General features: G+C 62.9%; 23 protein-coding genes and 2 tRNA genes. 18 read left to right on the top strand and 7 right to left on the bottom strand.

Annotated elements, in window-relative coordinates; genetic code table 11:
- Positions 1-13 precede the first annotated feature (13 nt).
- The 3 genes from ABI660_RS15000 to ABI660_RS14990 all read right to left on the bottom strand — a co-directional run bounded on the left by ABI660_RS15000 (position 14) and on the right by ABI660_RS14990 (position 4,215).
- Positions 14-1,306, bottom strand: coding sequence for a URC4/urg3 family protein (locus tag ABI660_RS15000; protein WP_348069430.1), 1,293 nt, complete (start codon positions 1,304-1,306; stop codon positions 14-16).
- On the bottom strand, positions 1,299-2,615 hold the full coding sequence (locus ABI660_RS14995) for a GTP cyclohydrolase II (protein ID WP_348069428.1): 1,317 nt from the start codon (positions 2,613-2,615) through the stop codon (positions 1,299-1,301). Before ABI660_RS14995 ends, ABI660_RS15000 begins: the two co-directional genes overlap by 8 nt.
- A 118-nt stretch (positions 2,616-2,733) precedes the next feature.
- Positions 2,734-4,215, bottom strand: a complete 1,482-nt coding sequence (locus tag ABI660_RS14990) for a helicase HerA-like C-terminal domain-containing protein (protein WP_348069425.1) — start codon at positions 4,213-4,215, stop codon at positions 2,734-2,736.
- Between the two features lie 65 nt (positions 4,216-4,280).
- Between ABI660_RS14990 and ABI660_RS14985 the strand changes: the two genes are divergently transcribed.
- The 10 genes from ABI660_RS14985 to ABI660_RS14940 all read left to right on the top strand — a co-directional run bounded on the left by ABI660_RS14985 (position 4,281) and on the right by ABI660_RS14940 (position 13,396).
- The gene (locus tag ABI660_RS14985; protein WP_348069423.1) at positions 4,281-5,006 is read left to right on the top strand and encodes a YebC/PmpR family DNA-binding transcriptional regulator; all 726 of its coding nucleotides are present in this window, start codon (positions 4,281-4,283) and stop codon (positions 5,004-5,006) included.
- 26 nt (positions 5,007-5,032) lie between these two features.
- A complete protein-coding gene (purD, locus tag ABI660_RS14980; RefSeq protein ID WP_348069421.1) occupies positions 5,033-6,352 on the top strand; it encodes a phosphoribosylamine--glycine ligase in 1,320 nt (439 codons plus the stop codon).
- A gap of 41 nt (positions 6,353-6,393) precedes the next feature.
- Positions 6,394-7,311, top strand: a complete 918-nt coding sequence (gene hemF / locus ABI660_RS14975) for an oxygen-dependent coproporphyrinogen oxidase (RefSeq protein ID WP_348069419.1) — start codon at positions 6,394-6,396, stop codon at positions 7,309-7,311.
- A gap of 35 nt (positions 7,312-7,346) precedes the next feature.
- A complete protein-coding gene (gene nadD / locus ABI660_RS14970) occupies positions 7,347-7,940 on the top strand; it encodes a nicotinate (nicotinamide) nucleotide adenylyltransferase (protein ID WP_348069448.1) in 594 nt (197 codons plus the stop codon).
- 38 nt (positions 7,941-7,978) lie between these two features.
- Complete coding sequence (rsfS, locus tag ABI660_RS14965) at positions 7,979-8,752, top strand: ribosome silencing factor (RefSeq protein ID WP_348069417.1); 774 nt, start codon at positions 7,979-7,981, stop codon at positions 8,750-8,752.
- Positions 8,749-9,216, top strand: coding sequence for a 23S rRNA (pseudouridine(1915)-N(3))-methyltransferase RlmH (gene rlmH / locus ABI660_RS14960; RefSeq protein WP_348069415.1), 468 nt, complete (start codon positions 8,749-8,751; stop codon positions 9,214-9,216). The genes rsfS and rlmH overlap by 4 nt, the downstream gene beginning before the upstream one ends.
- A gap of 133 nt (positions 9,217-9,349) precedes the next feature.
- On the top strand, positions 9,350-9,952 hold the full coding sequence (locus ABI660_RS14955; RefSeq protein WP_348069413.1) for a Maf family protein: 603 nt from the start codon (positions 9,350-9,352) through the stop codon (positions 9,950-9,952).
- Positions 9,953-9,967: 15 nt separating this feature from the next.
- A complete protein-coding gene (gene rng, locus ABI660_RS14950; protein ID WP_348069411.1) occupies positions 9,968-11,449 on the top strand; it encodes a ribonuclease G in 1,482 nt (493 codons plus the stop codon).
- A 19-nt stretch (positions 11,450-11,468) separates the two neighbouring features.
- On the top strand, positions 11,469-12,215 hold the full coding sequence (locus ABI660_RS14945; RefSeq protein WP_348069409.1) for a polysaccharide deacetylase family protein: 747 nt from the start codon (positions 11,469-11,471) through the stop codon (positions 12,213-12,215).
- A gap of 20 nt (positions 12,216-12,235) precedes the next feature.
- Positions 12,236-13,396: a glycosyltransferase family 4 protein gene (locus ABI660_RS14940; protein ID WP_348069407.1), complete on the top strand. Its 1,161-nt coding sequence runs from the start codon at positions 12,236-12,238 to the stop codon at positions 13,394-13,396.
- Between the two features lie 9 nt (positions 13,397-13,405).
- Here ABI660_RS14940 and ABI660_RS14935 read toward each other — a convergent pair whose 3' ends face one another.
- A complete protein-coding gene (locus ABI660_RS14935; protein ID WP_348069405.1) occupies positions 13,406-14,278 on the bottom strand; it encodes a glycosyltransferase in 873 nt (290 codons plus the stop codon).
- Positions 14,275-16,029, bottom strand: coding sequence for a lipid A export permease/ATP-binding protein MsbA (gene msbA, locus ABI660_RS14930; RefSeq protein WP_348069446.1), 1,755 nt, complete (start codon positions 16,027-16,029; stop codon positions 14,275-14,277). The genes ABI660_RS14935 and msbA overlap by 4 nt, the downstream gene beginning before the upstream one ends.
- Before the next feature lie 357 nt (positions 16,030-16,386).
- Here msbA and ABI660_RS14925 point away from each other — a divergent pair, with 357 nt between their 5' ends.
- The 8 genes from ABI660_RS14925 to ABI660_RS14890 all read left to right on the top strand — a co-directional run bounded on the left by ABI660_RS14925 (position 16,387) and on the right by ABI660_RS14890 (position 22,326).
- Positions 16,387-17,151 carry a glycosyltransferase family 2 protein gene (locus tag ABI660_RS14925; protein ID WP_348069403.1) on the top strand — a complete coding sequence of 255 codons (765 nt, stop codon included), beginning with the start codon at positions 16,387-16,389 and terminating at the stop codon, positions 17,149-17,151.
- A gap of 76 nt (positions 17,152-17,227) precedes the next feature.
- Positions 17,228-18,454, top strand: coding sequence for a Tol-Pal system beta propeller repeat protein TolB (gene tolB / locus ABI660_RS14920; protein ID WP_348069444.1), 1,227 nt, complete (start codon positions 17,228-17,230; stop codon positions 18,452-18,454).
- A 57-nt stretch (positions 18,455-18,511) separates the two neighbouring features.
- Positions 18,512-19,057: a peptidoglycan-associated lipoprotein Pal gene (gene pal / locus ABI660_RS14915; RefSeq protein ID WP_348069401.1), complete on the top strand. Its 546-nt coding sequence runs from the start codon at positions 18,512-18,514 to the stop codon at positions 19,055-19,057.
- Positions 19,058-19,072: 15 nt separating this feature from the next.
- Complete coding sequence (gene ybgF, locus ABI660_RS14910; RefSeq protein ID WP_348069399.1) at positions 19,073-19,846, top strand: tol-pal system protein YbgF; 774 nt, start codon at positions 19,073-19,075, stop codon at positions 19,844-19,846.
- Between the two features lie 191 nt (positions 19,847-20,037).
- On the top strand, positions 20,038-21,147 hold the full coding sequence (locus tag ABI660_RS14905) for a YeeE/YedE family protein (protein ID WP_348069397.1): 1,110 nt from the start codon (positions 20,038-20,040) through the stop codon (positions 21,145-21,147).
- A complete protein-coding gene (locus ABI660_RS14900; RefSeq protein WP_348069395.1) occupies positions 21,147-22,073 on the top strand; it encodes a tRNA threonylcarbamoyladenosine dehydratase in 927 nt (308 codons plus the stop codon). The genes ABI660_RS14905 and ABI660_RS14900 overlap by 1 nt, the downstream gene beginning before the upstream one ends.
- A 91-nt stretch (positions 22,074-22,164) precedes the next feature.
- Positions 22,165-22,240: transfer RNA gene (locus tag ABI660_RS14895), tRNA-Lys, on the top strand.
- Positions 22,241-22,250: 10 nt separating this feature from the next.
- Positions 22,251-22,326 (top strand) — tRNA-Lys (locus ABI660_RS14890).
- 374 nt (positions 22,327-22,700) lie between these two features.
- On the opposite strand, the gene ABI660_RS14885 is transcribed toward ABI660_RS14890, so the two are convergent.
- Complete coding sequence (locus tag ABI660_RS14885; protein WP_348069393.1) at positions 22,701-23,210, bottom strand: hypothetical protein; 510 nt, start codon at positions 23,208-23,210, stop codon at positions 22,701-22,703.
- 75 nt (positions 23,211-23,285) lie between these two features.
- Positions 23,286-25,313: an ATP-binding cassette domain-containing protein gene (locus ABI660_RS14880; protein WP_348069391.1), complete on the bottom strand. Its 2,028-nt coding sequence runs from the start codon at positions 25,311-25,313 to the stop codon at positions 23,286-23,288.
- Between the last annotated feature and the right edge of the window lie 148 nt (positions 25,314-25,461).

Below are 25,461 nucleotides of genomic sequence, written 5' to 3'. Positions count from 1 at the left end.
TGAGAGTCGGATTTCAAAAAACGGTACCGTCGCTTTGGATGTTCAGAGGCGGGTTGCCTCCATGCAATTGCTGTGCCAGTGCGCGCCCTGCGGCCCAGGTGCCTCCTTCGAGAACACAGGCCAGCGGCATCTGCTCGGCGCTCAATCCTAACTGCTCGCGCACCAGCGGCGCGAGTTCGTCCAGCAGGGCCACCGTGAGCGCGCGCCACTCGACAATCAGCTCATCACCCGCGGCGTGCAGCCGCTCCGCCTGGGCCGGGTCCTTGAACTGCAGCACACCGGCATCGAGGAACAGGCCGCCATTGCGATACTCCGGCAGGCCGGTCAGCGCGTCCAACCCGTCAACCCGCACACCGGCCCATTCAAAAGGCTCGAGCAGCGAGTAGGTGAGCCACTGCGAGAGCTTGTGAAAAGGCATCCAGCCGCTGCCGGGGCCGGTCTCTTCGCTGCCTGCGGCCGCATGCCGCCAGCAGTCGCCCAGCGCCACCTTGTCGATGGCGTTCTGCGCCGGCCAGACGGAGGAGAGGCCGGTGAGCAGCACGCTCAGCAGGTCATGCGCGAGGATGGCGCCCTGGCCCTGCCGGGTCAGCAGGTCAAACAGCTGGCCGGGGCGGCCGGGTTGGCCAAACAGTGCGGGCTGGTCCTGCAGCGCCTGGCCCAGGCGGCACAGGAGGGCGGCGCGCCCTTCGAGGCCGACCAGCGGATTGCCCGGTGCCACCTGGAAGGCCGCGCCCAAGCGTTCGGCCGTCACCGCGAGCAGGCCTTGCGCGTCGGCCTGCAGGGGCTGCGCAGGATCGCTGGAAAAAAGTCCGCTCATGAAGGCGTGAAAACTCGCCACGCCCAGGCCTTCGGAGCGGCTGTAGCTGTGCTCGGGGCGTTCACCTTCGGCCGCTTCGCAGTACATCCAGTCGGGGCCGGCGCCGGCGTCGAGCAGCACGCTGACCAGCGCCAGGTCAATCTGCGCGCGTGCCTTCTCAGCGGGAGAGGCATCGTCGAGAGCGCTGTTCAATTGCGCCAGCCGGTCTACTCCGCCGGCCTCGAAATGTCGCCAGCGGCTGTGGTATGGAATTTTCAGGCTGGGGTAGCGCGCCTGCGTCAGTTCGGCCACCAGTGTGGCGGTGGTGACCATGGCGCCGTTGTTGACAGCGAACCAGGCGGACTCACCACGGCGCGCGCGTTCGAGCAGGGCCGCGGCACGCCTGCGTATCGTGTTTGTAGAGCGTAATTCGGCTACAGCCCTTGCCAGCTGTGCGCCAGTAGCTTCTTTTTTGATAGCGTTTTTGGTTTGTTTTGCAGACTCAGGCATCCAGCCCCCGGCCTTTGGCTTTCTTCAGCTCTTCGGCCGTGGGCACCGCACCGGGCGTGAAATAGCCGGCGGCCATCTTGGCGTCCATCTCTACCTGGGCGTCGGCAGGAATCATGTGTTCGGGAATGTTCACACGTTCGACAACCTCGATGCCGGCGCGCGTGATGGCGTCGTATTTCATGTTGCTCATGGAAACCAGGCGATGGATCTTGCGTATGCCCAGCCAGTTCAGCACGTCGGGCATCAGCTCCTGGAAACGCATGTCCTGCACGCCGGCCACACATTCGGTGCGGTTGAAGTACTGGTCGGCCGTGTCGCCGCCGACCTGGCGCTTGCGGGCGTTGTAGACCAGGAACTTGGTGACCTCGCCGAGTGCCCGGCCTTCCTTGCGGAAGTAGGACACCAGGCCGACGCCGCCGCGCTGCGCGCCCTGGATGCACTCTTCAATGGCATGGGTCAGGTAGGGGCGGCAGGTGCAGATGTCGGAGCCGAACACGTCCGAGCCGTTGCACTCGTCATGCACGCGGGCGGTGAGTTCGATGTCGGGATTCGCCAGGTCACGCGGCTTGCCGAAGATGTAGGCGGTGAGCCCGCCAATCGGCGGCAAAAACACTTCCAGGTCGCTGCGGGTGACGAGTTCGGGGTACATGCCGCCTGTTTCCTCGAACAGCACGCGGCGCAAATCGGTTTCACTGCAGCCAAAGCGCTTGGCGACTTCAGGCAGGTACCAGACCGGCTCGACCGCCACCTTGGTCACCATGGCGGCGCCGCCGGCGGTCAGGTACTTGCCGTCGGCCTTCAGGCGGCCAGACTGCAGGGCTTCAATCACTTCCGGAAGGATGACGTGCGCCTGCGTCACGGCAATGGTCGGGCGGATGTCGTAACCGGCGGCAAGTTCGGTCTTGAACACGTCAGCAATCGTCGCGCCCCAGGGGTCCATGGCGACGATGCGGCCGGGTTCACTCCATTGCGGGTAGGGGCCGATAACGTCCGTCGGAGAGGTGTTGGTCAGGTCGGCCTTGTGTTTTGCCGAGAGCGCACCCGAGGCGATGGCGAGTGCGCGGTACACGCTGTAGGAGCCGCTGTGTGTGCCGATGACGTTGCGATGGCTGCGCTTAGTGGTGGTGCCGACCACCGGGCCACGCTCTGTGGGAGTGGCAGCCGCCCAGCGGATGGGCAGCGCGCCGAAACCGCCGGCGTGCGAGGTCAGGCGGATGTGTTGGGACGAGGCAGGGGAGTTGGGGGCAGCGGCGGGCGAGGCGGGTACCGGTGCCGGATCGAGAGGCTTGGCGGCAACTTCAGCAGACATTGCGGATCCTTCAAAAAATCCAATGTACCGATGCGTGCCGTGATTGACAAGCCCGGCGCTTTTGCCGGGTCGTTAATATGCGACAGAGCGTTGCAGTGGGCCCTGTCCCGGTGCAAGTTCAGCGTTTTTTGCCGCCGAAAATGGTGCCCAGCGCACCGCGCAGCACCTGCCGCCCCAGCGCGCGGGCTTCGGACTTCAGCACCGACTGCACCAGGCCATCGCGCTGGCCGCCGCGAGGGCCTTTGGAGCCGAAGAGCACATCGCTGATGCCGCCCAGCAGCCCGCCGGACGCTTCCGCCGTTTTTGCCACCTCGGCTTGTGCGGCCACGGTGCGCGCTTTCAGCATTTCGTAGGCCGACTCGCGGTCGGTTTCCTTTTCATAAACACCCGTCACCAGCGAGCTGGCCACCAGCGCGTGGCGCTGCTGCGGCGTGATCGGGCCGATCTGGCTGCCTGGCGGCAGCACATAGGCGCGTTCGGTAATGCTGGGCCGGCCCTTGCTGTCGAGAAAACTCACCAGCGCCTCACCAACCGCCAGCTCGGTGATCGCGGTTTCGATGTCCAGGCCGGGCTTTTGCCGCATGGTCTGGGCCGTGGCCTTGACCGCTTTCTGGTCGCGCGGGGTGAAGGCGCGCAGCGCGTGCTGTACGCGGTTGCCGAGCTGGGCCAACACGGAATCAGGAATATCCAGCGGGTTCTGTGTGACAAAGAAAACACCCACGCCCTTGGAGCGCACGAGCCGCACGACGAGCTCGATGCGTTCGATCAAGGCTTTGGGCGCCTCGTTGAACAGCAGATGAGCCTCGTCGAAGAAAAACACCAGCTTGGGCTGGTCCGGGTCGCCAATTTCGGGCAACTGCTCGAACAACTCGGACAACATCCACAGCAGGAAAGTGGCGTACAGGCGCGGCGAATTCATGAGCTTGTCGGCGGCCAGGATGTTGATCACCCCTTTGCCGTCCACCGTCTGCATGAAGTCGCTGATGTTGAGCATGGGCTCGCCGAAGAACTTGTCGCCGCCCTGGGTTTCGATCTGCATCAGCCCGCGCTGGATCGCGCCCACGCTGGCGGCGCTGATGTTGCCGTATTCGGTGGTGAACTTGCTGGCGTTGTCGCCCACATGCTGCAGCATGGCGCGCAGGTCTTTCAGGTCGAGCAGCAGCATGCCGGCGTCGTCGGCAATCTTGAACACCAGGTTCAGCACGCCGGCCTGGGTTTCGTTCAGGCCCAGCATGCGGCCCAGCAGCAGCGGGCCCATGTCGGACACGGTTGCACGCACCGGATGCCCTTGCTCGCCGAACACGTCCCACAAGGTGGTGGGGCAGGCCAGCGGTTCGGGCTTGTCTATGCCGCGTTCTTTCAGCACGGCGCCCATTTTTTCGCCCATGCTGCCGGCCTGGCTGATGCCGGCCAGGTCACCCTTGACGTCGGCCATGAAGACCGGAACGCCGATTTTCGAGAAGTTTTCAGCCAGGGTCTGCAAGGTCACCGTTTTGCCGGTGCCGGTGGCACCGGTGATCAGGCCATGGCGGTTGGCCAGCGCCGGGAGCAGCTCACAGGTGGTGGAAGCATTCCTGGCAATCAAAAAGGGCTCGGCCATGGGGTGTCCTCTATGTGAAAAAGTAAAATACGCCTTGCAGATTAAATCAATTCCAAAGGATTTCCGTGGCCGGTCACAGTAAATGGGCGAATATTCAGCACCGCAAGGGTCGCCAGGACGAGAAACGCCAGCGCATCTGGACCCGTGTGATGCGCGAGATCATGGTGGCGGCCCGCATGGGCGGCGGGGACATGGGTACCAACCCGCGACTACGTCTTGCCGCTGAAAAGGCCAAGGCGGCCAATATGCCGCTGGAAAACGTCAAATACGGTATTGCCAAGGCTACAGGCAGCCTGGAAGGTGTTCATTACGAAGAAGTGCGTTATGAAGGCTATGGCATAGGCGGTGCGGCCATCATCGTTGACTGCATGACCGACAACAAGGTCCGTACCGTGGCCGAGGTGCGCCATGCGTTTTCCAAACACGGCGGCAACATGGGAACCGAAGGCTCGGTGGCTTTCCAGTTCAAACACTGCGGCCAGCTGATTTTTGCGCCCGGGACCAGCGAAGACAAGATCATGGAAGTGGCGCTGGAGTCCGGCGCCGACGATGTGATCACGCACGAGGACGGCGCCATCGAGGTGCTGACGCCTTACACCGGCTTTGAGGCCGTGAAGCACGCGCTGGAGGCAGCCGGGCTGACGCCTGAAGTGGCGGAGGTCACCATGCGTGCTGACAACATGATTGAGCTGAGTGGGGACGATGCCCACAAAATGCAGCGGCTGCTGGATATTCTGGAAGACCTGGACGATACCCAGGACGTCTTTCACAACGCTGCGATTTCCGAATAAAAATCCAAACAAATGAAAGTCTCCGCATGAAAGTTTTAGTGGTCGGCGGCGGCGGCCGTGAACACGCGCTCGCCTGGAAACTGGCCCAGTCGCCCAAAGTGCAGGCGGTGTATGTGGCACCGGGCAATGGCGGCACCGCGCTCGACCCCCGGCTTGAGAACGTCAACATCACGGACGTCCATGAACTACGGGCATGGGCAGCTACTGAAAAGATAGCGTTGACGGTTGTCGGCCCGGAGCAGCCGCTGGCGGCCGGCATCGTCGATGAATTCCGCGCCCACGGCCTGCGGGTTTTCGGGCCGACAAAAGCTGCGGCGCAGCTGGAAAGCTCCAAGGCTTTCTCCAAGGCCTTCATGAAGCGCCACGGCATTCCGACGGCCGAGTACGAAACCTTCACCGACGCAACCGCGGCTCACGCCTATGTGGACGAGAAGGGCGCACCGATTGTGGTCAAGGCCGACGGCCTGGCAGCAGGCAAGGGTGTGGTGGTAGCGATGACGCTGCACGAAGCACACGAGGCCATTGAGTTCATGCTGGCGCCTGACCCCAGCTTCAATCCGCTGGGCGTGACGCACAACGCCGGCGGTGCACGCGTGGTCATCGAGGAGTTCCTGCAGGGCGAGGAGGCCAGCTTTATCGTGCTGTGCGACGGCAAAAACGTCACCGCACTGGCCACCAGCCAGGACCACAAGCGACTGCTCGACGGCGACGAAGGCCCCAACACAGGTGGCATGGGTGCTTATTCGCCCGCGCCGGTGGTCACACCCACGGTGCATGCGCGGGCCATGCGCGAAATCATTCTGCCCACCATCAAGGGCATGGAAAAAGACGGCATTCCCTTCACCGGCTTTCTCTACGCGGGGCTCATGATCACCCCCGACGGCAAGGTCAAGACACTGGAATTCAACTGCCGCATGGGCGACCCGGAAACCCAGCCCATCATGATGCGGCTCAAGTCGGACCTGTACGACGTGATGATGGCCGCGACCTCGGGCAAGCTCGATGAGGTGGAGCTGGAATGGGACCGCCGCGTGGCGCTGGGTGTGGTGATGGCCGCGCACGGCTACCCGCTCAGTCCGCGCAAGGGCGATGCGGTCACGGGACTGCCAACGGTCAGCCCGTCGGCAGCCGCCGAAGATGCGGTGGTGTTCCATGCCGGAACGGCCACTGCCCCGGGAGGTACCAAGGGCAGCGTGGTGACCAGCGGTGGCCGCGTGCTGTGTGTCACGGCGCTGGCCAGCTCGGTCAAGGAGGCGCAGCACCGGGCATACGAGGTGGCGCAGGCCATTCATTTTGACGGTGCGCAGTACCGTAAGGACATCGGCTTTCGGGCCATCAAATCCTGAGGCCGCGCTCCTTTGGCGCACGGACCCACACCATCCTCCCCATGAACAGCCCAGACATTTCCGGCGTCCGCGATTTCCTGCTGGGCCTGCAGGAGCGCATCACCGGTGCGATAGCCGCAGTAGACGGCCAGCCTTTTGCGGCCGACGAGTGGCAAAAAGAGCCGGGCGAAACCTTGCAGGGCCGGGGCGTTACCCGAATTCTGGAACAGGGCCAGGTGTTTGAACGCGCCGGCTGTGGGTTTTCACATGTGCGCGGCCCGAAACTGCCGCCATCGGCCACGCAGCATCGCCCTGAGCTGGCCGGCGCGCCGTTTGAGGCCCTGGGCGTTTCGCTGGTCTTTCACCCGCGCAACCCTTTTGTGCCGACCGTGCACATGAACGTGCGCATGCTGGCGGCCACCCCGGCCTCGGGCCTGCCGGCGTACTGGTTCGGCGGCGGCATGGACCTGACGCCGTATTACGGCTTCGACGAAGACGCCGTCCATTTCCATCAGACCTGCAAAGATGCGCTCGCGCCGTTTGGTGACGACAAATACCCGCGCTTCAAAACCTGGTGCGACGAATACTTCTACCTCAAGCACCGCAACGAGCAACGCGGCATAGGCGGCGTGTTTTTCGACGACTTCCAGGAACTGGGTTTCGACGGCAGTTTTGCCATGATGCGTTCGGTTGGCGATGCCTTTCTGGCCGCCTATCTGCCGATTGTCGAGCGGCGCAAGGACATGGCGTATGGCGAGCGCGAGCGCGACTTTCAGCTTTACCGGCGTGGCCGGTATGTGGAGTTCAACCTGGTCTGGGACCGCGGCACCCACTTTGGTCTGCAGTCGGGCGGGCGCACCGAGTCCATCCTGATGTCGATGCCACCGCTGGCAGGCTGGTCCTACCAGCGGCCCGTGGAAGCCGGTTCGGCGGAAGAGCGGCTGACCACGGAGTTTCTGGTCAGGCGGGACTGGCTTTGAGTGCTGTTTTGCCTCCTGGAGGGCGACGCATTGGCATGTTCGGCGGCTCGTTTGACCCGCCACACCTGGCGCATGTGGCACTGGCACAGGCCGCCGTGGCCCAACTGAAACTCGATACCCTGTATATCATCCCGACCGGCGAGGCTTGGCACAAGGCCAGGACCTTGAGCGCGGCGGAACACCGCCTGGCCATGGCGACGCTCGCATTTGCCGGGCTGGACCACGTGGTGGTCGATGAACGCGAACTCCAGCGGGCCGGACCCAGCTTCACCATCGACACGCTGGAGGCCTTGCAGGCCGAAAACCCCGGCGCCCAGCTCTACCTGATCATCGGAAACGACCAGTTCGCGGCCCTGAAGACATGGCACCGCTGGCAGGCCATTCTGGAAATAGCTATAATTTGTATAGCAAACCGTGCAGATCCGATAAGGGCAGAGGCCGGTTTTGACCTTGAAACCCAGGCCAGGCACGCGGTTTTGACCTTGCAGTTGCCGCTGATGCCGGTCAGCGCTACCGCCATACGGCGACAAATCAGTTCAGGCAACACCAGCCCCCAGGCCTGGACTCCCATGGTTCCCGAGCCGGTTGCGCGTTATATTGAGCGCCATAGGCTTTACATTTCCCCGTAATTTACAGTTAACTCCCTTTCATTGAAGCAAACCACTGCATGACTTCCACCCCTGCCAACATCCCCAGCACTGCTGCCAAAAAAGACGTCCAGAAACTGCAGCGAGCCATCATCGATGGGCTGGAAGATGTGAAGGCGGTAGACATCCAGGTGTTTGACACAGAACACATCACTTCGCTGTTCGAGCGCGTGATCATTGCGTCGGGCAGCTCCAACCGGCAGACCAAGGCGCTGGCCGCAAGCGTGCGCGATGCCGTGCGCGATGCCGGTTTTTCCAAACCACGCATCGAAGGTGAAGAAAACGGCGAGTGGATCATTGTCGATTGCGGCGCGGCCGTGGCGCACATCATGCAGCCGACCATCCGCCAGTACTACCACCTCGAAGAGCTGTGGGGCGACAAGCCCGTCAAGCTCAAGCTCGGCGCACCCGCACCGCTGGTCAAGGCGGCCAAGCCCGAGGTCGAAGAAGTGCCCAAGCCGGCCAGGTCGCGTGCCGGTGCCAAAACTTCCGGCAAGGCTTCAGCGAAACCTGTCGCGAAAAAAGTCGTCGCCAGAACCGATGACGGCACTTATGTGGGCCGGGTCGGCAAGATGACCGACTGGACTGCCAAACGCAACGCCGCCGCACCCGCTGCAGAGCCTGCGGCCAAACCCGCGCGGACGGCAGTCGCCAAAACCGCTGTGAAAAAGGCGCCCGCCAAAACACCCATCGTCAAGATTCCGGCTGCCAAAAAGGTCGCTGCGAAGAAAACGGCTGCAAAAACCGCAGCCAAAAAACCAGCCGCGAAGAAAACGACGACCCGGAGCAAATGAGGCTGACGATTGTCGCCGTCGGACAGAAGGTGCCCGACTGGGCGCAAACCGCCTACGACGACTACGCCAAGCGTTTTCCGCCCGAGCTGCGTGTCGAGCTCAAGGCCGTCAAGACCGAACCGCGCGCTTCCAAAACACTCGAAAACCTGCTGGCTGCGGAGCGCCAGCGCATTGAGGCGGTGCTGCCCAAGGGCACCCGCATCGTGGCGCTGGACGAACGCGGCACCGCCGTGACCACGGTGGCGCTGTCCGACAAGCTCAAGGCCTGGCAGCGCGAAGGGGACGACGTGGCCATCATCATCGGCGGGCCGGACGGGCTGGACCCCGCGTTCAAGCAGGCGGCGCACGAGCGCCTGCGCCTGTCCGACCTGACCCTGCCGCATGCCATGGTGCGTGTGCTGCTGATCGAGCAGCTTTACCGCGCCTGGAGCATCACGGTGAACCACCCGTATCACAGGGAATGATGCCCCCACGGTTGCTCACTGCGTGTAGCGCCCTGCCCCCCGAGGGGGCCGCTGCGCCTGCGGGCCGGCGGAGCCGGACCCGCGGCCCCTGCTTGTCTGGATCGGGGATCTGCGGTTGCTTCGTGACTTCAATATGACTGACTTTATTTACCTTGCCTCCCAAAGCCCGCGGCGCCGGCAATTGCTGGAGCAATTGGGCGTGTCTTGCGAGTTGTTGCTGCCCGACGCCAGCGAGGACAGCGAGGCGCTCGAGGCCGTGCTTCCGGGCGAGGCTCCGAGCACTTATGTTCAGCGTGTCACGCAGCTCAAGCTGGACGCTGCCGTGGCGCGGCTCAGGCGGCGCGGCCTGCCGGCGGCTCCGGTGTTGTGCTCGGACACCACGGTGGCGCTGGGGCGCCGCATATACGGCAAGCCGGACGATGCGGCCCACGCCGGGCGCATGCTGGCTGAACTGGCTGGACGAACCCACCGTGTCCTGACTGCGGTAGCGGTGCAACTGGGCCGCAAGCGGGTGCGGGCGTTGAGCGTGTCGCGGGTGACGTTTGCACCCATGAGCGCGGCGCAGATCCGCGCCTACGTGGCCACCGGTGAGCCGCTCGGTAAGGCCGGCGCCTACGCCATCCAGGGCAGGGTGGCGATGCACATCGCGCACATGAGCGGAAGTTATTCCGGCATCATGGGCCTGCCCCTGCATGAAACCACGCTGCTGCTAAAAGCTGTGGGCCTGAAAATATAATCCCCGGGACAAAACATGCAACAAGACATCCTGATCAACTGGTCGCCCCAGGAAACCCGCGTGGCAGTGGTCGAGTACGGCGCGGTGCAGGAGCTGCATGTGGAGCGCACACTGGAACGCGGCCTGGTCGGCAATGTTTACCTGGGCAAAGTGGTCAGGGTATTGCCGGGCATGCAGTCAGCGTTTATCGACATCGGGCTGGACCGCGCCGCTTTTCTGCATGTGGCTGATTTGATGAGCAGCATCAACAGCCGGCACGCCGATGCGGACAACGGCGGTACTTCGGCGGCGCCATTGCAGCCGATCGAGAAGCAGCTGTTCGAAGGCCAGTCGCTGATGGTGCAGGTGCTCAAAGACCCGATAGGGACCAAGGGCGCCAGGCTGACGGCGCAAATCAGCATTGCCGGCCGCCTGCTGGTGTTCCTGCCGCAGGACAACCACATCGGTGTGTCGCAGAAAATCCCTGCCGCGCAGCGTGAAGATCTGCGCAAGCGTCTGCAAACCCTGACCTCGGACATGGGCGGCGGGTTCATCCTGCGAACCAACGGCGAAGACGCCACCGATGCGGAACTGGGCGAAGACATCGCCTACCTGCGCAAGACCTGGGCGCGCATCAAGGAGGCCGCGTTGCGCCTGCCGCCCACCTCGGTGCTGCACCAGGACCTGAGCCTGCTGCAGCGCGTGCTGCGCGATCTGGTGGTCGAAACCACCCAGAGCATACGCATTGACTCGCGCGAGCAGCATGAAGAACTCAAGCGTTTTGCCACCGAGTTCATGCCCGCCACCCTGCAGCGCCTGCAGCTGCATTCGGGCGAGCGGCCGATTTTCGACCTCTTCAACATCGATGAGGAAATTGCCAAGGCGCTGGGGCGCCGGGTGGACCTGAAGTCGGGCGGCTACCTGATCATCGACCAGACCGAGGCGCTGACCACGGTGGACGTCAACACCGGCGGGTTTGTCGGTGCACGCAATTTTGACGACACCATTTTCAAGACCAACCTCGAAGCCTCGCAGGCGATAGCGCGGCAATTGCGGCTGCGCAACCTGGGCGGCATTGTGATTGTCGACTTCATCGACATGATGCAGGCCAGCCACCGCGATGCCGTGCTTGCGGAGTTCCAGAAGCAGCTCGCGCGCGACCGCATCAAGACCAATGTGAACGGCTTTTCGGCGCTGGGCCTGCTGGAAATGACACGCAAGCGCACGCGCGAATCGCTGGCGCATCAGCTGTGCGAACCCTGCAGTGCCTGCATGGGCAAGGGCGTAGTCAAGACCGCGCGCAGCATCAGTTACGACATCCTGCGTGAAATCCTGCGCGAGGCCCGGCAATTCAATCCGAAAGAATTCAGGGTGATTGCGTCGCCGAAAGTGATCGAGCTGTTTCTCGACGAGGAAAGCCAGCACCTGGCGGGCCTGAGCGACTTTATCGGCAAGCCGATTTCGCTGCAGTCCGAAACCGCCATGGCGCAGGAACAGTACGACATCGTCCTGCTCTGACACACTGCCATCGCCTCGCATGCCCGACACCGCAATTCCCCAGCGCCCGATACCGATTCTGGTTTACCACCAGATCAGCGAAGCGCCACCCAAGCCGGCACCGTTTCGCAGCCTTTGCGTGGCGCCAGCTTCATTTGCGCGGCAGATGGCCTTGCTCAAGCTGCTGGGCTACCAGGGCCTGTCGATGAGCGGGCTGCTGCCCTATTTGCGCGGGGAAAAAGCCGGCAAGGTGGTGGGCATCACCTTTGACGACGGTTACCAGAACAACCTGACCCATGCGCTGCCTGTGCTGCAGCGTCATGGCTTTTCCTCGACCTGTTATGCGGTCAGCAGGCTGCTGGGCAAAACCAATGTGTGGGACGAGGACATCGGAGTCGTGCAGGTGCCACTGATGGATGCTGACGAGTTGCGCCTCTGGGTGGCCGGTGGCCAGGAGGTGGGGTCACACACGCAAAACCACGCCCGCCTGCTGCAGATCGGCGCGCAGGCGGCGCTCGCTGAAATGACCGGGGACAAGCTTGCGCTCGAAGGTTTGCTCGCCACACCCGTGCAACACTTCTGTTATCCCTTCGGCGAGTACGGCCCGGAGCATGTGCTGATGGCCCGGCAGGCCGGCTTCCAGACCGTGACCACCACGCGCCGCGGTCGCAGTTCCGTCATGAACAATCTCATGGAATTGCCGCGGGTACCTGTCGTGCGTTCGACCAGCCTGCCGGTGTTCTGGCTCAAGATCGCGACGGCCTACGAAGACCGGGACCGCGGGTGAATGCGTCGCCGGATCAGCCGATGACCCAGCGCAGGTTGCGTATTGCCGTCCTGAATCGTGTTTTCGATCCGGCGGGCGGCGGGGCAGAGCGGTATTCCATCGCGCTTGTCGAGCAGCTCGCGCAGCGCCACGAGATGCACGTGTTTGCCCAGCAGATCAGGCATCACGCCCCGGGCGTGACTTACCACCTCGTTTCGATGCCGTTGCGCAAACCGCGCTGGCTGAACCAGCTCTGGTACGCCACAGCCACCTGGTGGGCCACACGGCACGGTTTTGACATCGTCCATTCGCATGAAAACACCTGGCATGGGCAGGTGCAGACCGTGCATGTACTCCCGGTGAAGCACAATCTTTTTCATGGCCGGACGGGCTTGCGGCGTCTGCTGGCCTGGGCCAAGGTCTGGAGCAGCCCGCGCCTGCTGACCTACCTGGGGCTGGAGCGTCTGCGTTTCAGGCCTTGCAAGGGTCGGCACGTGGTGGTGACGTCGGCCAGCCTAGGTGACACCCTGGCCATCACCTACCCGGGCACAGCAGCAACCACCAGCATCATTACACCCGGTGTGGTGTTACCTGATGCACCATCCGACGACGCGAAAAAAAGGGGCGCCAGGATCCAGCTGGGCCTGCCACCAGAAGGCCGCTGTCTGCTGCTCGTGGGAAATGATTACCGCAAAAAAGGTCTGGGGACGCTGCTCCAGGTGCTGAGGGATTTGCCGGCCGATGTGGTGTTGGCCGTGGTAGGCAACCCGGGGCAAATACCTGTCTTTGAACGCCAGGCGCAGGCGGAAGGCGTGGCGGAGCGCGTGTTTTTTCTCGGCTCGCTGCAGGACGTGACACCTGCATACCGCGCGGCGGACTGCCTGGTGCACCCGACGCTGGAGGACACGTTTGCCATGGTGGTTCTGGAGGCCATGGCGCACGGCCTGCCGGTGGTGGTCAGCAGTGCGGCTTACTGCGGCATTTCCAGCCTGCTCAGCCACGGTGCCGATGCGCTGCTGTTGGACGATCCGCAGGATGCCGCGAAACTGGCCGGCACCCTCAAGCAGGTCCTCGGCGACGAGGCGCTGCGGCAGCAGTTGGGTCGCCAGGCGAGGGCGTTTGCTAGCAGCTATCAGTGGCCGGACATCGCGCGCCAGCAGGACGCTGTGTATTTTGAGTCGCTGGCCGAGGCGCAGAGCTGAGACCAGCGCTCAGGCTACCAGCCTGAAATGTTTCCGGCTGAAGTCCAGGCCGGTCAGCAACTCGATTTTCCGCATCAGGTAGTATTTGTTTTCCTTGCGGGTGGGCTTGTAAGCCGGGTCGATCTGCAGCTCCTGCTCGGCCCCCGTGAGCAGCCATTCCTGCACGGCTTTGGGGTGGGTCCCCTTGAAAGCCTCCAGTGCGCGCGCATCGAACTGGCTGTAGCGGATCTGCATGGTCGTTGAGTCGGCCCAGTATTTGCTGACCTGGTCCAGCTTTTTCTGCATGTCCTCGTTGCGGCGGATCCAGCCATAGTGGTAGATGTGGGCGTTGGCCAGTGCCGCCTGCGGATTGCGCGGGCGTTTGTGCTCGGTGGTCACCAGCCAGTACTGGCCGTCGGGCGCATAGGAGCGCAGGGTGTTCCGGATCAGGCGGCACTCGCGGCGGTACCAGCCGGGGCTGACAGAGACCCAGTGTGCCGAACCATAAAAGTGGTGGTAGTCGAAGACCAATGCCTCCACCGCGGGGTTGCCATGGTGTTTCTCGACGCTGGCGCGGATCGCGGGCAGGTCCTCTTCGTGGACCACCTCGTCTCCTTCGAGATAAAAGGCCCAGTCGCCGGTGCAGGAGTACTGCGCAATCATTTTCTGCTGGGCATAGACAAAACCGCGGTCGGCCATGCGCTCGTTCCAGAGGGTTTCGATCACGCGGATTTTCGGGTCGCCAATGGCCAGCACCCGGGCCAGTGTCTCGTCGCTGCCGCGTCCCACCGCCACCACGAACTCATTGACCAGCGGAAGCAGGGAGCGAATGGATGCTTCGAACGGGAAACCCAGTTCGACGCCATTGCGAATAAAGGTGAAACCACTGATGGAAATTGTCATGAGAGTTGCGCGACTGGCGAGCTTTGCGATAGATCGGCATCGTACAAACCCAGTTTGTACAGGCGTGAATAGGGGCCCTCGCGCTCCAGCAGTTCCGTGTGCGTGCCGGTTTGGACAATGCGGCCGGTGTCCATCACCACAATGCGGCTGGCATGCTGCACGGTGGAGAGGCGGTGCGCGATCACCAGCGTAGTCCGGTTGCGCATCAGGCGCTGCAGCGCTTCCTGCACCGCACGCTCGGACTCGGTGTCCAGGGCGGAAGTTGCTTCGTCCAGGATCAGCACCGGTGCGTCCTTGTACAGGGCCCGGGCAATCGCCAGGCGCTGCCGCTGCCCCCCCGACAACTGCGTGGCGTTGTGGCCCACCAGGGTGTCCATGCCCTGCGGCAGGTCCGCGACGAAGCGCTCCAGGTTGGCCGCTTTCAGGCTGGCCCGCACCTTGTCGCGGTCCACCGCCTGGCCGAGGGCCACATTGGCGGCCACCGTGTCGTTGAGCATGACCACGTGCTGGCTGACCAGCGCGAACTGGCTGCGTAGCGCGTCGATCTGCCATTCGCGCAGTTCGTGCCCGTCGAGCTCAATCGTGCCGGAGGTGGGTTCAACAAAACGCGGCAACAGGTTCACCAGCGTGGTTTTGCCTGCACCCGATGCCCCCACCAGGGCCACGGTTTCGCCTGGCAGCACGGTCAGGTTCAGCGCATCAATGGCGGGGGCACCGTCTTCGCTGTAGGCCACCCGGGCGTTCGTGAAACGGATTTCCCCTTGCGCCCGGGGTTTCGAGAAATTACCGCCCGGCTCGTCGGGGGTCTTTTCCATCAGGTCCAGCCCGCGCTCCAGCGCCGCCAGGCCACGCGTGATGGGACTGGCCACTTCCGAGAGATGTTTGATCGGTGCGACGAGCATCAGCATGGCGGTTACGAACGCCACAAACGAGCCGACCGAGGTGCCATCGCTGGAACTTTGCAGCAGGGCCACTGAAATCACCGCCGACAGCGCGACAGCTGCCAGCATCTGGGTAGTGGGCGTCATGGCCGCCGATGCCGCGACGGATTTCATCGACAGACGCCGCAAGGCGTCGCTCAATTGCGCAAAGCGCTGTGCCTGCCCGGCCTGGGCCGCATGCAGGCGTATGTCGCGGTGCGCCAGAATGTTTTCCTCGACCACATAGGCCAGCGAGTCGGTGGCACCCTGGCTGGCCTTGGTCAGGCGATACAGGCGGCTGGAGAGCACACGCATGACCCAGGCCACGGCCGGGATCAGCAGCGCAACAATCAAGGTCAGCTTCCAGTTCAGGTAAAGCAGATAGCTGGACAGGGCCACCAGGGTTAGCGAATCCCGCGTCAGGCCCATCAGCGAGTTGACCAGCATGGCCGAGCCGTTCTGGACCTCGTAGACCACGGTATTAGCCAGCGTGCTGGCCGACTGGCTGGAAAACAGGTCCAGCCGGGCCGTCAGCAACTTCTGGAACATGGCCTTGCGCAGGCTCAGCAAGCCGAGGTTGGTGACCTTGGCCAGCGCAATTTGCGCCACAAACCCGGCAAAACCTCGAACGCCGAAGAGCAGCAGCAGTGACACAGGAACGAGCCAGATGTCGATGCCGCCCTTGCGAAAGCCCTTGTCCAGCAGGGGCTGCAGCAGGGCGGGGACCAGCGGTTCGGTCGCGGAAGCAACCACCGTGGCGCCAATTGCAATGGCCCAGGCGCTAGGGGACTGGCTGAAGTAGGGCCAGATGCGACGCAGGCGCTGGCCGATGGGGGCGGGCGAGACAGCGACAGGGGCACCGCCGGCCGCCGGTAATTCACCGGTCGTCAAACCTTCACCTCGCGGCGGGAGCGTGTTAGTGCGCCTGGCTGGCAGATGCGGCGTGGCACAAGCGACACGGCGCACCCGGGGAACGGCTCACCGGGAACAGTGCGGGAAGGGACGGCAGTTTTTGGCATGAGCGCCGCGCGGGGGGAAGGTGAAGTGAGCAAGCCTGCATTATCGTGGAACAATTGACGGCCAATTCCTACAAGCGCAACTGCAGGCATCACCCAGAATGACTGGCTTGTCTGCGGAAGCTTTGAATGGTGGTGGCTGCCTTGCAAAACTCACCAACATCCGACTTCCATGACTCTTTCCGTCATCATCATCACCAAAAATGAAGAGGCCAATTTGCAGGCATGCCTGGAGTCCGTGCGGTTCGCCGACCAGTGGGTTGTGGTTGATAACGCCAGCACCGACAACACCCGCGCCATTGCCAGTGCTTTTGGCGCGGAAGTTACGCAGACCACGGCCTGGCCCGGCTTCGGTCCGCAAAAAAATATCGCGCTGGGTCTGGCAACCCAGGAATGGGTGCTGTCGCTTGACGCGGACGAGCGGGTGACGCCGGAACTGGCCTCCGAGATACAGCAAGCCATGCACGCTCCTTCGGTCCATGCCTTCGAAATCCCCCGGCTCACGCAGTTCTGCGGGCAGTGGATTCACCATTGTGGCTGGACCCCGGACCCCGTGCTGCGCCTGTTCCGGCGCGGCCATGCCGAGTTCAGCGACGACCTGGTGCACGAGCGCGTCATCCTGAAGGAGGGTGGGCCCTCCCGCCTGGTTAACCGGCTGCTGCATTACAGCTACCCCACCCCCACACACTACTGGCGCAAGCTGGAGCAGTACAGCCTGGCCTGGGCCGAGCAGGCGCACGCGCGCGGCAAGACCAGTTCCATGCCGCGGGCGGTAACATCGGGCCTGATGGCCTTCGTGAAAAGTTATTTTTTTCGCCTGGGCCTCCTCGACGGCAGCATGGGGTTCGCCGTGTGTGCCATGCAGGCCCAGGCCGCATTCGGTAAGTACTTCACCTTGTATTGTTTGAACCAGCAAAATGCATCCAAAAAAACCTGATTCTTCTTCCACGGCAAACCTGCTTTCCGGCCGCCGCGGTTTCATCGCAGGCCTGAGCGGCGGCCTGGGTTCCCTCATGGTGCTGCCGGCCTGGGCACAGTTTCGGGTCGAAGTCTCGGGGGTCGGGCTGACCCAGTTGCCGATTGCTGTCGCCAGTTTCCGCGGCGACGCCCAGTCCCCGCAAAAAATCGCTGCCATTGTGCAGGCCGACCTGGAGCGCAGCGGCCAGTTTCGCGCAGTGGACGCCAGCGGCCAGAACCTTGACGAAAGCGCCAGGCCCGACCTGTCCGTGTGGCGCCAGCGCGCTGCCGACTCCCTGCTGACCGGCAGCGTGACCCGCCTGGCCGATGGTCGCTATGACGTGCGCTGCCGGCTCTGGGACGTTGTGCGCGGGCAGGACATGGGTGGGCAGGGCTATCAGGTAACGCAGGGCGATCTGCGCCTGTCGGCCCATCGCATTGCCGATTTTGTCTATGAGAAGTTGACCGGCGAAAAAGGCGTTTTCTCCACCCGCATTGCCTACGTGACCAAGGTCGGACCGCGCTACAACCTGTGGGTGGCGGACTCGGACGGCGAGGGTGCCCAGTCGGCACTGACCAGTCCTGAACCCATCATTTCCCCTTCGTGGTCGCCGAACGGCTCACAACTGGCTTATGTGTCCTTCGAGTCGCGCAAGCCGGTCATTTATGCGCACGACGTGGCTTCGGGCAAACGCCGCCTGCTGGCCAATTTCCGTGGTTCCAACAGCGCACCGGCCTGGGCGCCCGACGGCAACCAGCTGGTGGCGACGTTGAGCCGCGATGGCGGCTCGCAGCTGTACGCCATTTCGGCCGCAGGCGGCGAGCCGCGCCGCTTGACCCAATCGGCCAGCATTGACACCGAGCCGGCGTTTTCCCCGGACGGAAAATTCGTCTACTTCGTGAGTGACCGGGGCGGTTCCCCGCAGATCTACCGCATGGGCGCGGGTGGCGGCAATGTGGAGAGGGTCACCTTTACCGGGAGTTACAACATATCGCCGGCCCTGAGCCCTGATGGCCGCTGGCTGGCCTATATTTCACGCGTAAATGGCGCCTTCAAGCTCTACCTGATGGAGCTTGGCAAGGGAGCCGCCATTGCGCTGACCGACACCAATGCCGATGAAAGCCCGAGTTTTGCGCCCAACAGCCGGCTCATCGTCTACGCCACCCAACAGCAGGGCAGGGAAGCCCTGCTCACCACCACGCTGGACGGCAAGATCAAAGCCCGCCTGACTGGATCCACCGGCGACATACGCGAGCCCGACTGGGGACCTTTCCAGAGGTAATTCTCCGTAGTCCTTCCAGCCGGACCTCATTCCTTAACTTTTACGAAAGCACTCCCCATGAAACGTATCCTGATTTCACTGGCCTCCATCATCGCCCTGACAGCCGCCCTGGTCGGCTGCAGCTCAGGTGTCAAACTCAGCGACGTCCCTGTGGAAAACAGGACAGCCACGCCTTCCGACCAGTCCGGAACGGGAGGCGCCTCCGGCGTTCCCGGCCGCGATGTGGCGCCGGTGTTGATCGGGTCCACCGACCCGTCGCTTGCCGGCCCTCCCGGTGCGGCCAAGGTGATTTATTTCGACTACGACAGTTTTGTTATCAAGCCGGAGTTCCAGGGAACGGTTGAAGCCCATGCCCGTTTCCTGAGTGCCAACAAAGACCGCAAACTGGTGATCGAAGGCAACACCGACGAACGCGGCGGCCGCGAATATAACCTGGCGCTGGGCCAAAAGCGTGCCGAGGCCGTGCGCCGCGCGATGGGTCTGCTGGGCGCCACCGATGCGCAGATCGAGGCAGTGAGCTTTGGCGAAGAAAAGCCCGCCGTGACAGGCGCCGATGAAGAGGCGTACTCGAAAAACCGCCGCGCTGAATTCAACTATCGCTAAGCCGGAGCATTGATCTTGAAGAATTTTCGGACTGCGCTGCGCGCGCTGGGTTGCGTGCTGGCCTGTGTACTCGCGTTCAGTGCCCATGCTGCCCTGTTTGAAGACGATGAGGCTCGACGGGCCATTCTGGAGGTACGCCAGCGGCTGGATGCTTCGCAGCAGCGCCTGACAGAAGAATTGCGCCGGTCCGGCGAGGAAAACGCGCAGTTGCGCCGCAGCCTGCTCGAGTTGTCCAGCCAGATCGAGCAACTGCGCAACGAACTGGCCAGGATGCGTGGGCAGGACGAACAATTCGCCCGCGAACTGTCCGAAGTCCAGCGCGCCCAGAAGGATATGTCGCAGGGGGTGAACGACAGGCTCAGCAGGTTCGAACCTTCCAAAGTAACGGTCGATGGCAGGGAGTTCACGGCAGACCCGGCGGAAAAGCAGGAATATGAAGCGGCGCTGGCGGTGTTGCGCAAAGGGGAGTTTGCGCCAGCGCAAGTTGCCTTTTCCAATTTTCTCAAGCGTTATCCGCAAAGCGGCTACAAGGCGCCAGCCCTGTTCTGGCTGGGTAACGCCCAGTACGCCTTGCGCAACTACCGTGACGCCATGGTGAATTTCCGCGCGCTGGTGGCGGCCGACCCCGAGCACATGCGTGCCCCGGAAGCCGTGCTGGCGGTGGCCAACTGCCAGGTCGAGCTCAAGGACGTCAAGGGCGCACGCAAGACACTTGAAGACCTGCTCAAAGCCTATCCGCAGTCGGAGGCCGCTTCAGTCGCCAAGGAACGTGTGGCCAAATTGAAGTAAAGCGCCCACGCTTGTCGCTTCGCGTACTACGCTGCCCCCCGAGGGGGCGCCGCGCCTGCGGACTGGCAGAGCCAGATCCGCGGCCCCCGCTGGAATAGAGTCCTCACGCTGGCCGCTTTGCGTGCCTTCGGCGCTGCGCTGGGAAAAGGGGGTTGGGGCTTATCGACGATATACAGCCCTAAAATCGGGGGATGGATATCTCCCAACTCAATGCACTCACCGCCCAGGTTCTCTGGGCGGCTTTCGTTCTGGCCGCCCTGTTTGGCGCCATTGCCCAGCGCACGCACTTTTGCACCATGGGCGCGGTCAGTGACATCGTCAACATGGGCGACTGGACACGCATGCGCATGTGGGGCCTGGCCATCGGGGTGGCCATGATCGGGTTTTATGGCATGGCCGCAGCCGGGCTGATTGATCCGTCCAAAACACTGTACGCATCGAACCGCTTTATCTGGCTGTCAGCGCTGGTTGGTGGGTTGATGTTCGGCTTCGGCATGGTGCTGGCATCGGGCTGCGGCAGCAAGACGCTCGTGCGTATAGGCGGCGGCAACCTCAAGTCACTGGTCGTGTTTTTGGTCATGGCGGTGGCCGCCTTTGCCACGCTCAAGGGCATCACGGCGGTGGTGCGTGTTGCCACGGTAGACCGTGTGGCCATCGATTTTTCCGGCAATGCGGCCCTGCCCAACTGGGCTGCCGGCCTGACCGGTGTGACGCCCGCGCTGGCCGGGCTGGTTCTTGCGCTGATGCTGGGCGGTGGCCTGATTGTCTGGGCCCTGGCGGGTTCCGGATTCCGAAGCTTTGACAATCTGCTGGCCGGCTTTGGCATTGGTGCGGTGATTGTCGGCATGTGGTGGGTCAGCGGCCATCTCGCTTATGTCGCCGAACACCCGGAAACGCTGGAGGAAACCTTTCTGGCCACCAACTCCGGCCGCATGGAGGCGTTGAGTTTTGTCTCGCCGGTGGCCTACACGGTGGACTGGTTCATGTTTTTCAGCGACAAGACCAAGCTGCTGACGATAGGCATCGTGTCAGTGTTCGGCGTGGTCGCCGGTTCGGCGGTGTATTCGCTGCTGTCACGCAGTTTCCGCTGGGAGGGGTTTCGCGATGCAGAAGACACCGGCAATCACCTGGTGGGCGCCGTGCTGATGGGGGTAGGCGGCGTCACTGCCATGGGCTGCACGATAGGCCAGGGGCTGTCGGGCATTTCGACCCTGAGTGCCACCAGCATCGTCGCCGTAGCGGCCATCCTGGCCGGCTGTGTGGCCGGCATTCGTTACCAGGTCTGGCGGCTGGAAGCTTGATGACCCCCACGCTTGTCGCTTCGCGTACTGCGCTGCCCCCCGAGGGGGCGCTGCGCCTGCGGCCCGGCAAAGCCGGTTCCGCGGCCCCTGCTGACCGGGAAGGGGCTCTTGGGTCTGTTGCCGATCTGGGTCGCCGTTTCGGCGGCCTGGCGCGTCTCTATGGGGCGGCAGGCGCCAGAAAAATCCGCAATGCCCATGTCGTCGTGGTCGGGCTGGGCGGCGTTGGCTCCTGGGCCGCTGAGGCGCTGGCGCGCAGCGGCGTGGCCAGGCTCACGCTGATTGACCTGGACCATATCGCCGAGTCGAACATCAACCGGCAGGTCCATGCCCTCAGCAGCACGTTGGGCCAGTCCAAGGTGCAGGCCATGCGTGAACGCATCGCCCAGATCCACCCCGGCTGCGACGTGCACTGTGTGGAAGAATTTGTCGATGCGGCCAACTGGCCGGCGATTGCCGGGCTTGATGCATTCGGCGACGGCGCGGTATCGGTGATTGACGCGTGCGACCAGGTCAGGGCCAAAACCGCCATGGCTGCGTGGGCCATGCGATGCAAGGCCAACTTCATCAGTGTCGGCGCGGCCGGCGGCAAGCGCCACGCGCACAAGGTTGACGTTGAAGACCTGTCCCTGGTCACGCATGACCCCTTGCTCGCGCAACTGCGTTATCGCCTGCGCAAAGAGCAGAGCGCGGCACGCAAGGGAAAGATCGGTGTGGCCTGCGTGTTCAGCCGCGAGGCGGTGCTGCAGCCAGCCGCGCTGGCCGCGGACACTTCGGCGGAAGGCACTGTGCCCGAAGCATGCGAAGTTCAAGACGACGCCCAAAGCGATGGCAGCCTCAACTGCCACGGCTATGGTTCGGTCGTCAGCGTGACCTCCACCTTCGGGCTGTGCGCGGCGGGCTGGATACTCGGCAAAATTGCTGGGTGAGTTTGCGATGCGCAAAAAAATGACGCTATAATTCAAGGCTTTGCTGCACGCGATGCAGCAAAGCCCGGGAAGTATCGAAAGATGCTCCCTCGGGGCCTTAGCTCAGTTGGTAGAGCAGCGGACTTTTAATCCGTTTGTCGTGGGTTCGACCCCCGCACGTCCCACCAAATTTTATTTGGGTTCTTAGCTCAGCTGGTAGAGCAGCGGACTCTTAATCCGTAGGTCGCGAGTTCGAATCTCGCAGAACCCACCAAATCCGAAGCGCTTGACTGAAAAGTCAGGCGCTTTTTTATTGGCGGCTTGAATTCGGGGGTGAAGAATTGAATGAGCCGAAGACGGGCGTCACGAGGATGCCCGTCTGACACGCCGCAGAAGCAGGCAAAGGGCTGCCTCCACCAGACAAAGCACCACCGCAGCAAGTCCGGTCACCTCCCTGATCCCGGATTGCCTTTCCTCGGAAGGAAACATTTCCAGAGAACCTTGAACGAAATACACAAGGTCGAGCGCGAGAATGATTGCGACGATTGCTATGGTGCACCGAAGTACCCATTCCATCCATTTCAAAGCCATTTCCTGGGTCCGGGGGCCTGAGTGTTCATTGATGGCTGTGTGCGGCGAGCGTGCCGATCAAGGGACGGAAGAATACCCTAGCAACGGCACTTCCAGATGCGCTTGTCGCGCCACGCGGATGCAATCTTTCATGTGCTCTTCACCCAGGTATCGGATCGCGGCATATCCAACGCTGGCGGCAACGATCTGGCCCGCAAAAGGCACATATTTGGCGAGCTGTTTCGTCGTCAGGCGCATGCCGATCTTCGTTGCTGCCTTGAGGACCAGTTCGCGGCTGATGAGCTTTCCGATCAGCACGGAGCCGACCAGGGCGACGGCTTTCTGGACCTGCTCGCGTTTCGTCGGGTCAAGCTGGTCAAGCTGCTGCGGCGTGAGGCCGAATTCCTTGTTGATTTCGGGGATCAGCTTGGACAGCATGGCTGCATCCACCGCCCAGTCCAGGCCGGGCAGGGGAACGGCGCTGGCCGCGGCAGCAACCATGGCGCGTTTGTTCAACAGCTTGCGGCCGCGCATGACGGCAGCCTGCAAAGCTGCGTCGTCGGAGGCCATTTGAAGGGCAGTGGGCATGAAGGCACTCTAGCGCCAAATGCCAGACAGGGTTAGAGCTGCAACCCCAAGCCCCCGCGCTGAGATCGAAGAGCCTCAGGCCAGGGAGGTTTCGATCTGCTCGGTGAGTTCCAGCCAGCGTTCTTCCAGCGTGCCGATTTCGTTTTCGATGGCTTTGAGGCGTTTGCCGTTCTGGGCCATTTCCGCGGGCGCGGTGGTGCTGGCCAGCTTGGCCTGCAGCGTGTCGCGCTCGGTGTTCAGCGCCTGCATCTGCTGGTCGATTTTTTCCAGCTCCTTGCGCAGTGGTTTGGTGCTGTCGGACTGTTGCTGACGGCGCTGGGCATCTTCTTTCTTGCTGACTGATTTTTTTGCATCAAAAGTGGCAGAAGCCCCCGCCGGTTGTGCGTTGGTAGCTACTAATTTGGTAGCGGTTGCGGCAGGCACCGCAGTGCCACCGCTGCCGGACTTCTTGGCTTCTTCGCGCTGGCGCTTGGCATAGTCCAGCAAATATTTCTGGTAGTCGTCCAGGTCGCCGTCGAAGGGCGCGACACCGCCTTGGGACACCATCCAGAACTCGTCGCACACGGCGCGCAGCAATGCCCGGTCGTGGCTGACCAGCATCACGGTGCCTTCGAACTCGTTGAGCGCCATGGACAGCGCCTCGCGCGTGGCCAGGTCCAGGTGGTTGGTCGGCTCATCGAGCAGCAGCAGGTTGGGGCGCTGCCAGACGATCATGCACAGCACCAGGCGGGCCTTTTCGCCGCCGCTCATGCTGCCCACGGCCTGCTTGACCATGTCGCCGCCGAAGTTGAAGTTGCCCAGGAAGCTGCGCAGGTCCTGCTCGCGTGTCGGCTGGTTGCCCATTTTGCCCGCGGCGGTGACTTCCTTGACCAGGCGGATCATGTGTTCCAGCGGGTTGTCGGCCGGGCGCAGCACGTCGAGTTCCTGCTGGGCAAAATAGCCGATGTTCAGCCCCTTGCCTTCGGTCATCTCGCCACTGATGGGGGCCAGCGCCCGTGCCACGGTTTTGACCAAGGTTGACTTGCCCTGGCCGTTGGCGCCCAGGATGCCGATGCGCTGGCCGGCCAGCACCGACTTGCTGACGTTTTGCACGATGACGGTCGGCGCTGTGCCTTCTGGCGCATCTTCCGGCGCCGGATAGCCAAAGTAAGCGTTCTGCATCGACAGCATGGGATTGGGCAGATTCGCCGGTTCCTTGAACTCGAAAGTGAAATCGGCTTCCGCCAGCAGCGGGGCGATTTTCTCCATGCGGTCCAGCGCCTTAACGCGGCTTTGCGCCTGCTTGGCTTTGCTGGCCTTGGCCTTGAAGCGGGCGATGAATTTCTGCAGATGGGCAATCTTGTCCTGCTGCTTGGAGTAAGCCCCCTGCTGCAGCGCCATCTGCTCGGCGCGCAGGTCTTCGAACTTGCTGTAGTTGCCGCCGTAACGCGTGAGCTTGGCGCGTTCGATGTGCACTGTGACGTCGGTCACGGCATCGAGGAACTCACGGTCATGGCTGATGACCAGCATGGTGCCCTGGTAGCGCTGCAACCAGGCTTCCAGCCAGACGAGAGCGTCCAGATCCAGGTGATTGGTCGGCTCGTCCAGCAGCAGCAGGTCGGACGGGCACATCAGCGCGCGCGCCAGTTGCAGGCGCATGCGCCAGCCGCCGGAAAAGCTGTTGACCGGGTTGTCGAGCTCGCTGACCTTGAAGCCGAGGCCGAGGATCAGCGCCTGGGCTCTCGCCTGCGCGTCGTGCGCGCCGGAATCGTACAGGTCCATGTAGGCGTGGGCCATGCGGTCGCCGTCGCCGCTGTCTTCGGCGGCCGTCACCTCGGCCTGCGCGGCCAGCAATACCACGTCACCCTCGATCACATAGTCTGTGGCGCTTTGTTCGGTTTCGGGCATGTCCTGGGCAACCTGTGCCATGCGCCACTGGGCGGGAATGTAAAACTCACCGCCGTCTTCGTGCAGCGTGCCGTTGAGCATGGCAAACAGCGAAGACTTGCCCGCGCCATTGCGCCCCACCAGGCCGATTTTTTCGCCGGGGTTGAGGGTGACAGACGCGCTGTCGAGAATCACTTTGGAGCCGCGACGCAGCACCACGTTTTTAAGGGTAATCATTTAAACAGACAACTCAGGAAAATTATTCGGCCGCGGTGGCCAGGAGGCAGGTTTCGGGCCAATCAGCCCAATTGCTCACGCGTGAGCAGCAACACCTGGTCAGGGCCTGCGCTGGTCTCGAACCACAGGGGTTCCAGCTCGGGGAAGG

It is taken from the genome of Polaromonas sp. (assembly GCF_039930745.1).
Taxonomy (GTDB): domain Bacteria; phylum Pseudomonadota; class Gammaproteobacteria; order Burkholderiales; family Burkholderiaceae_C; genus Polaromonas.
The sequence above is the reverse complement of the archived record's forward strand: the minus strand, read 5'-3'. Positions and strand labels throughout refer to the sequence as shown.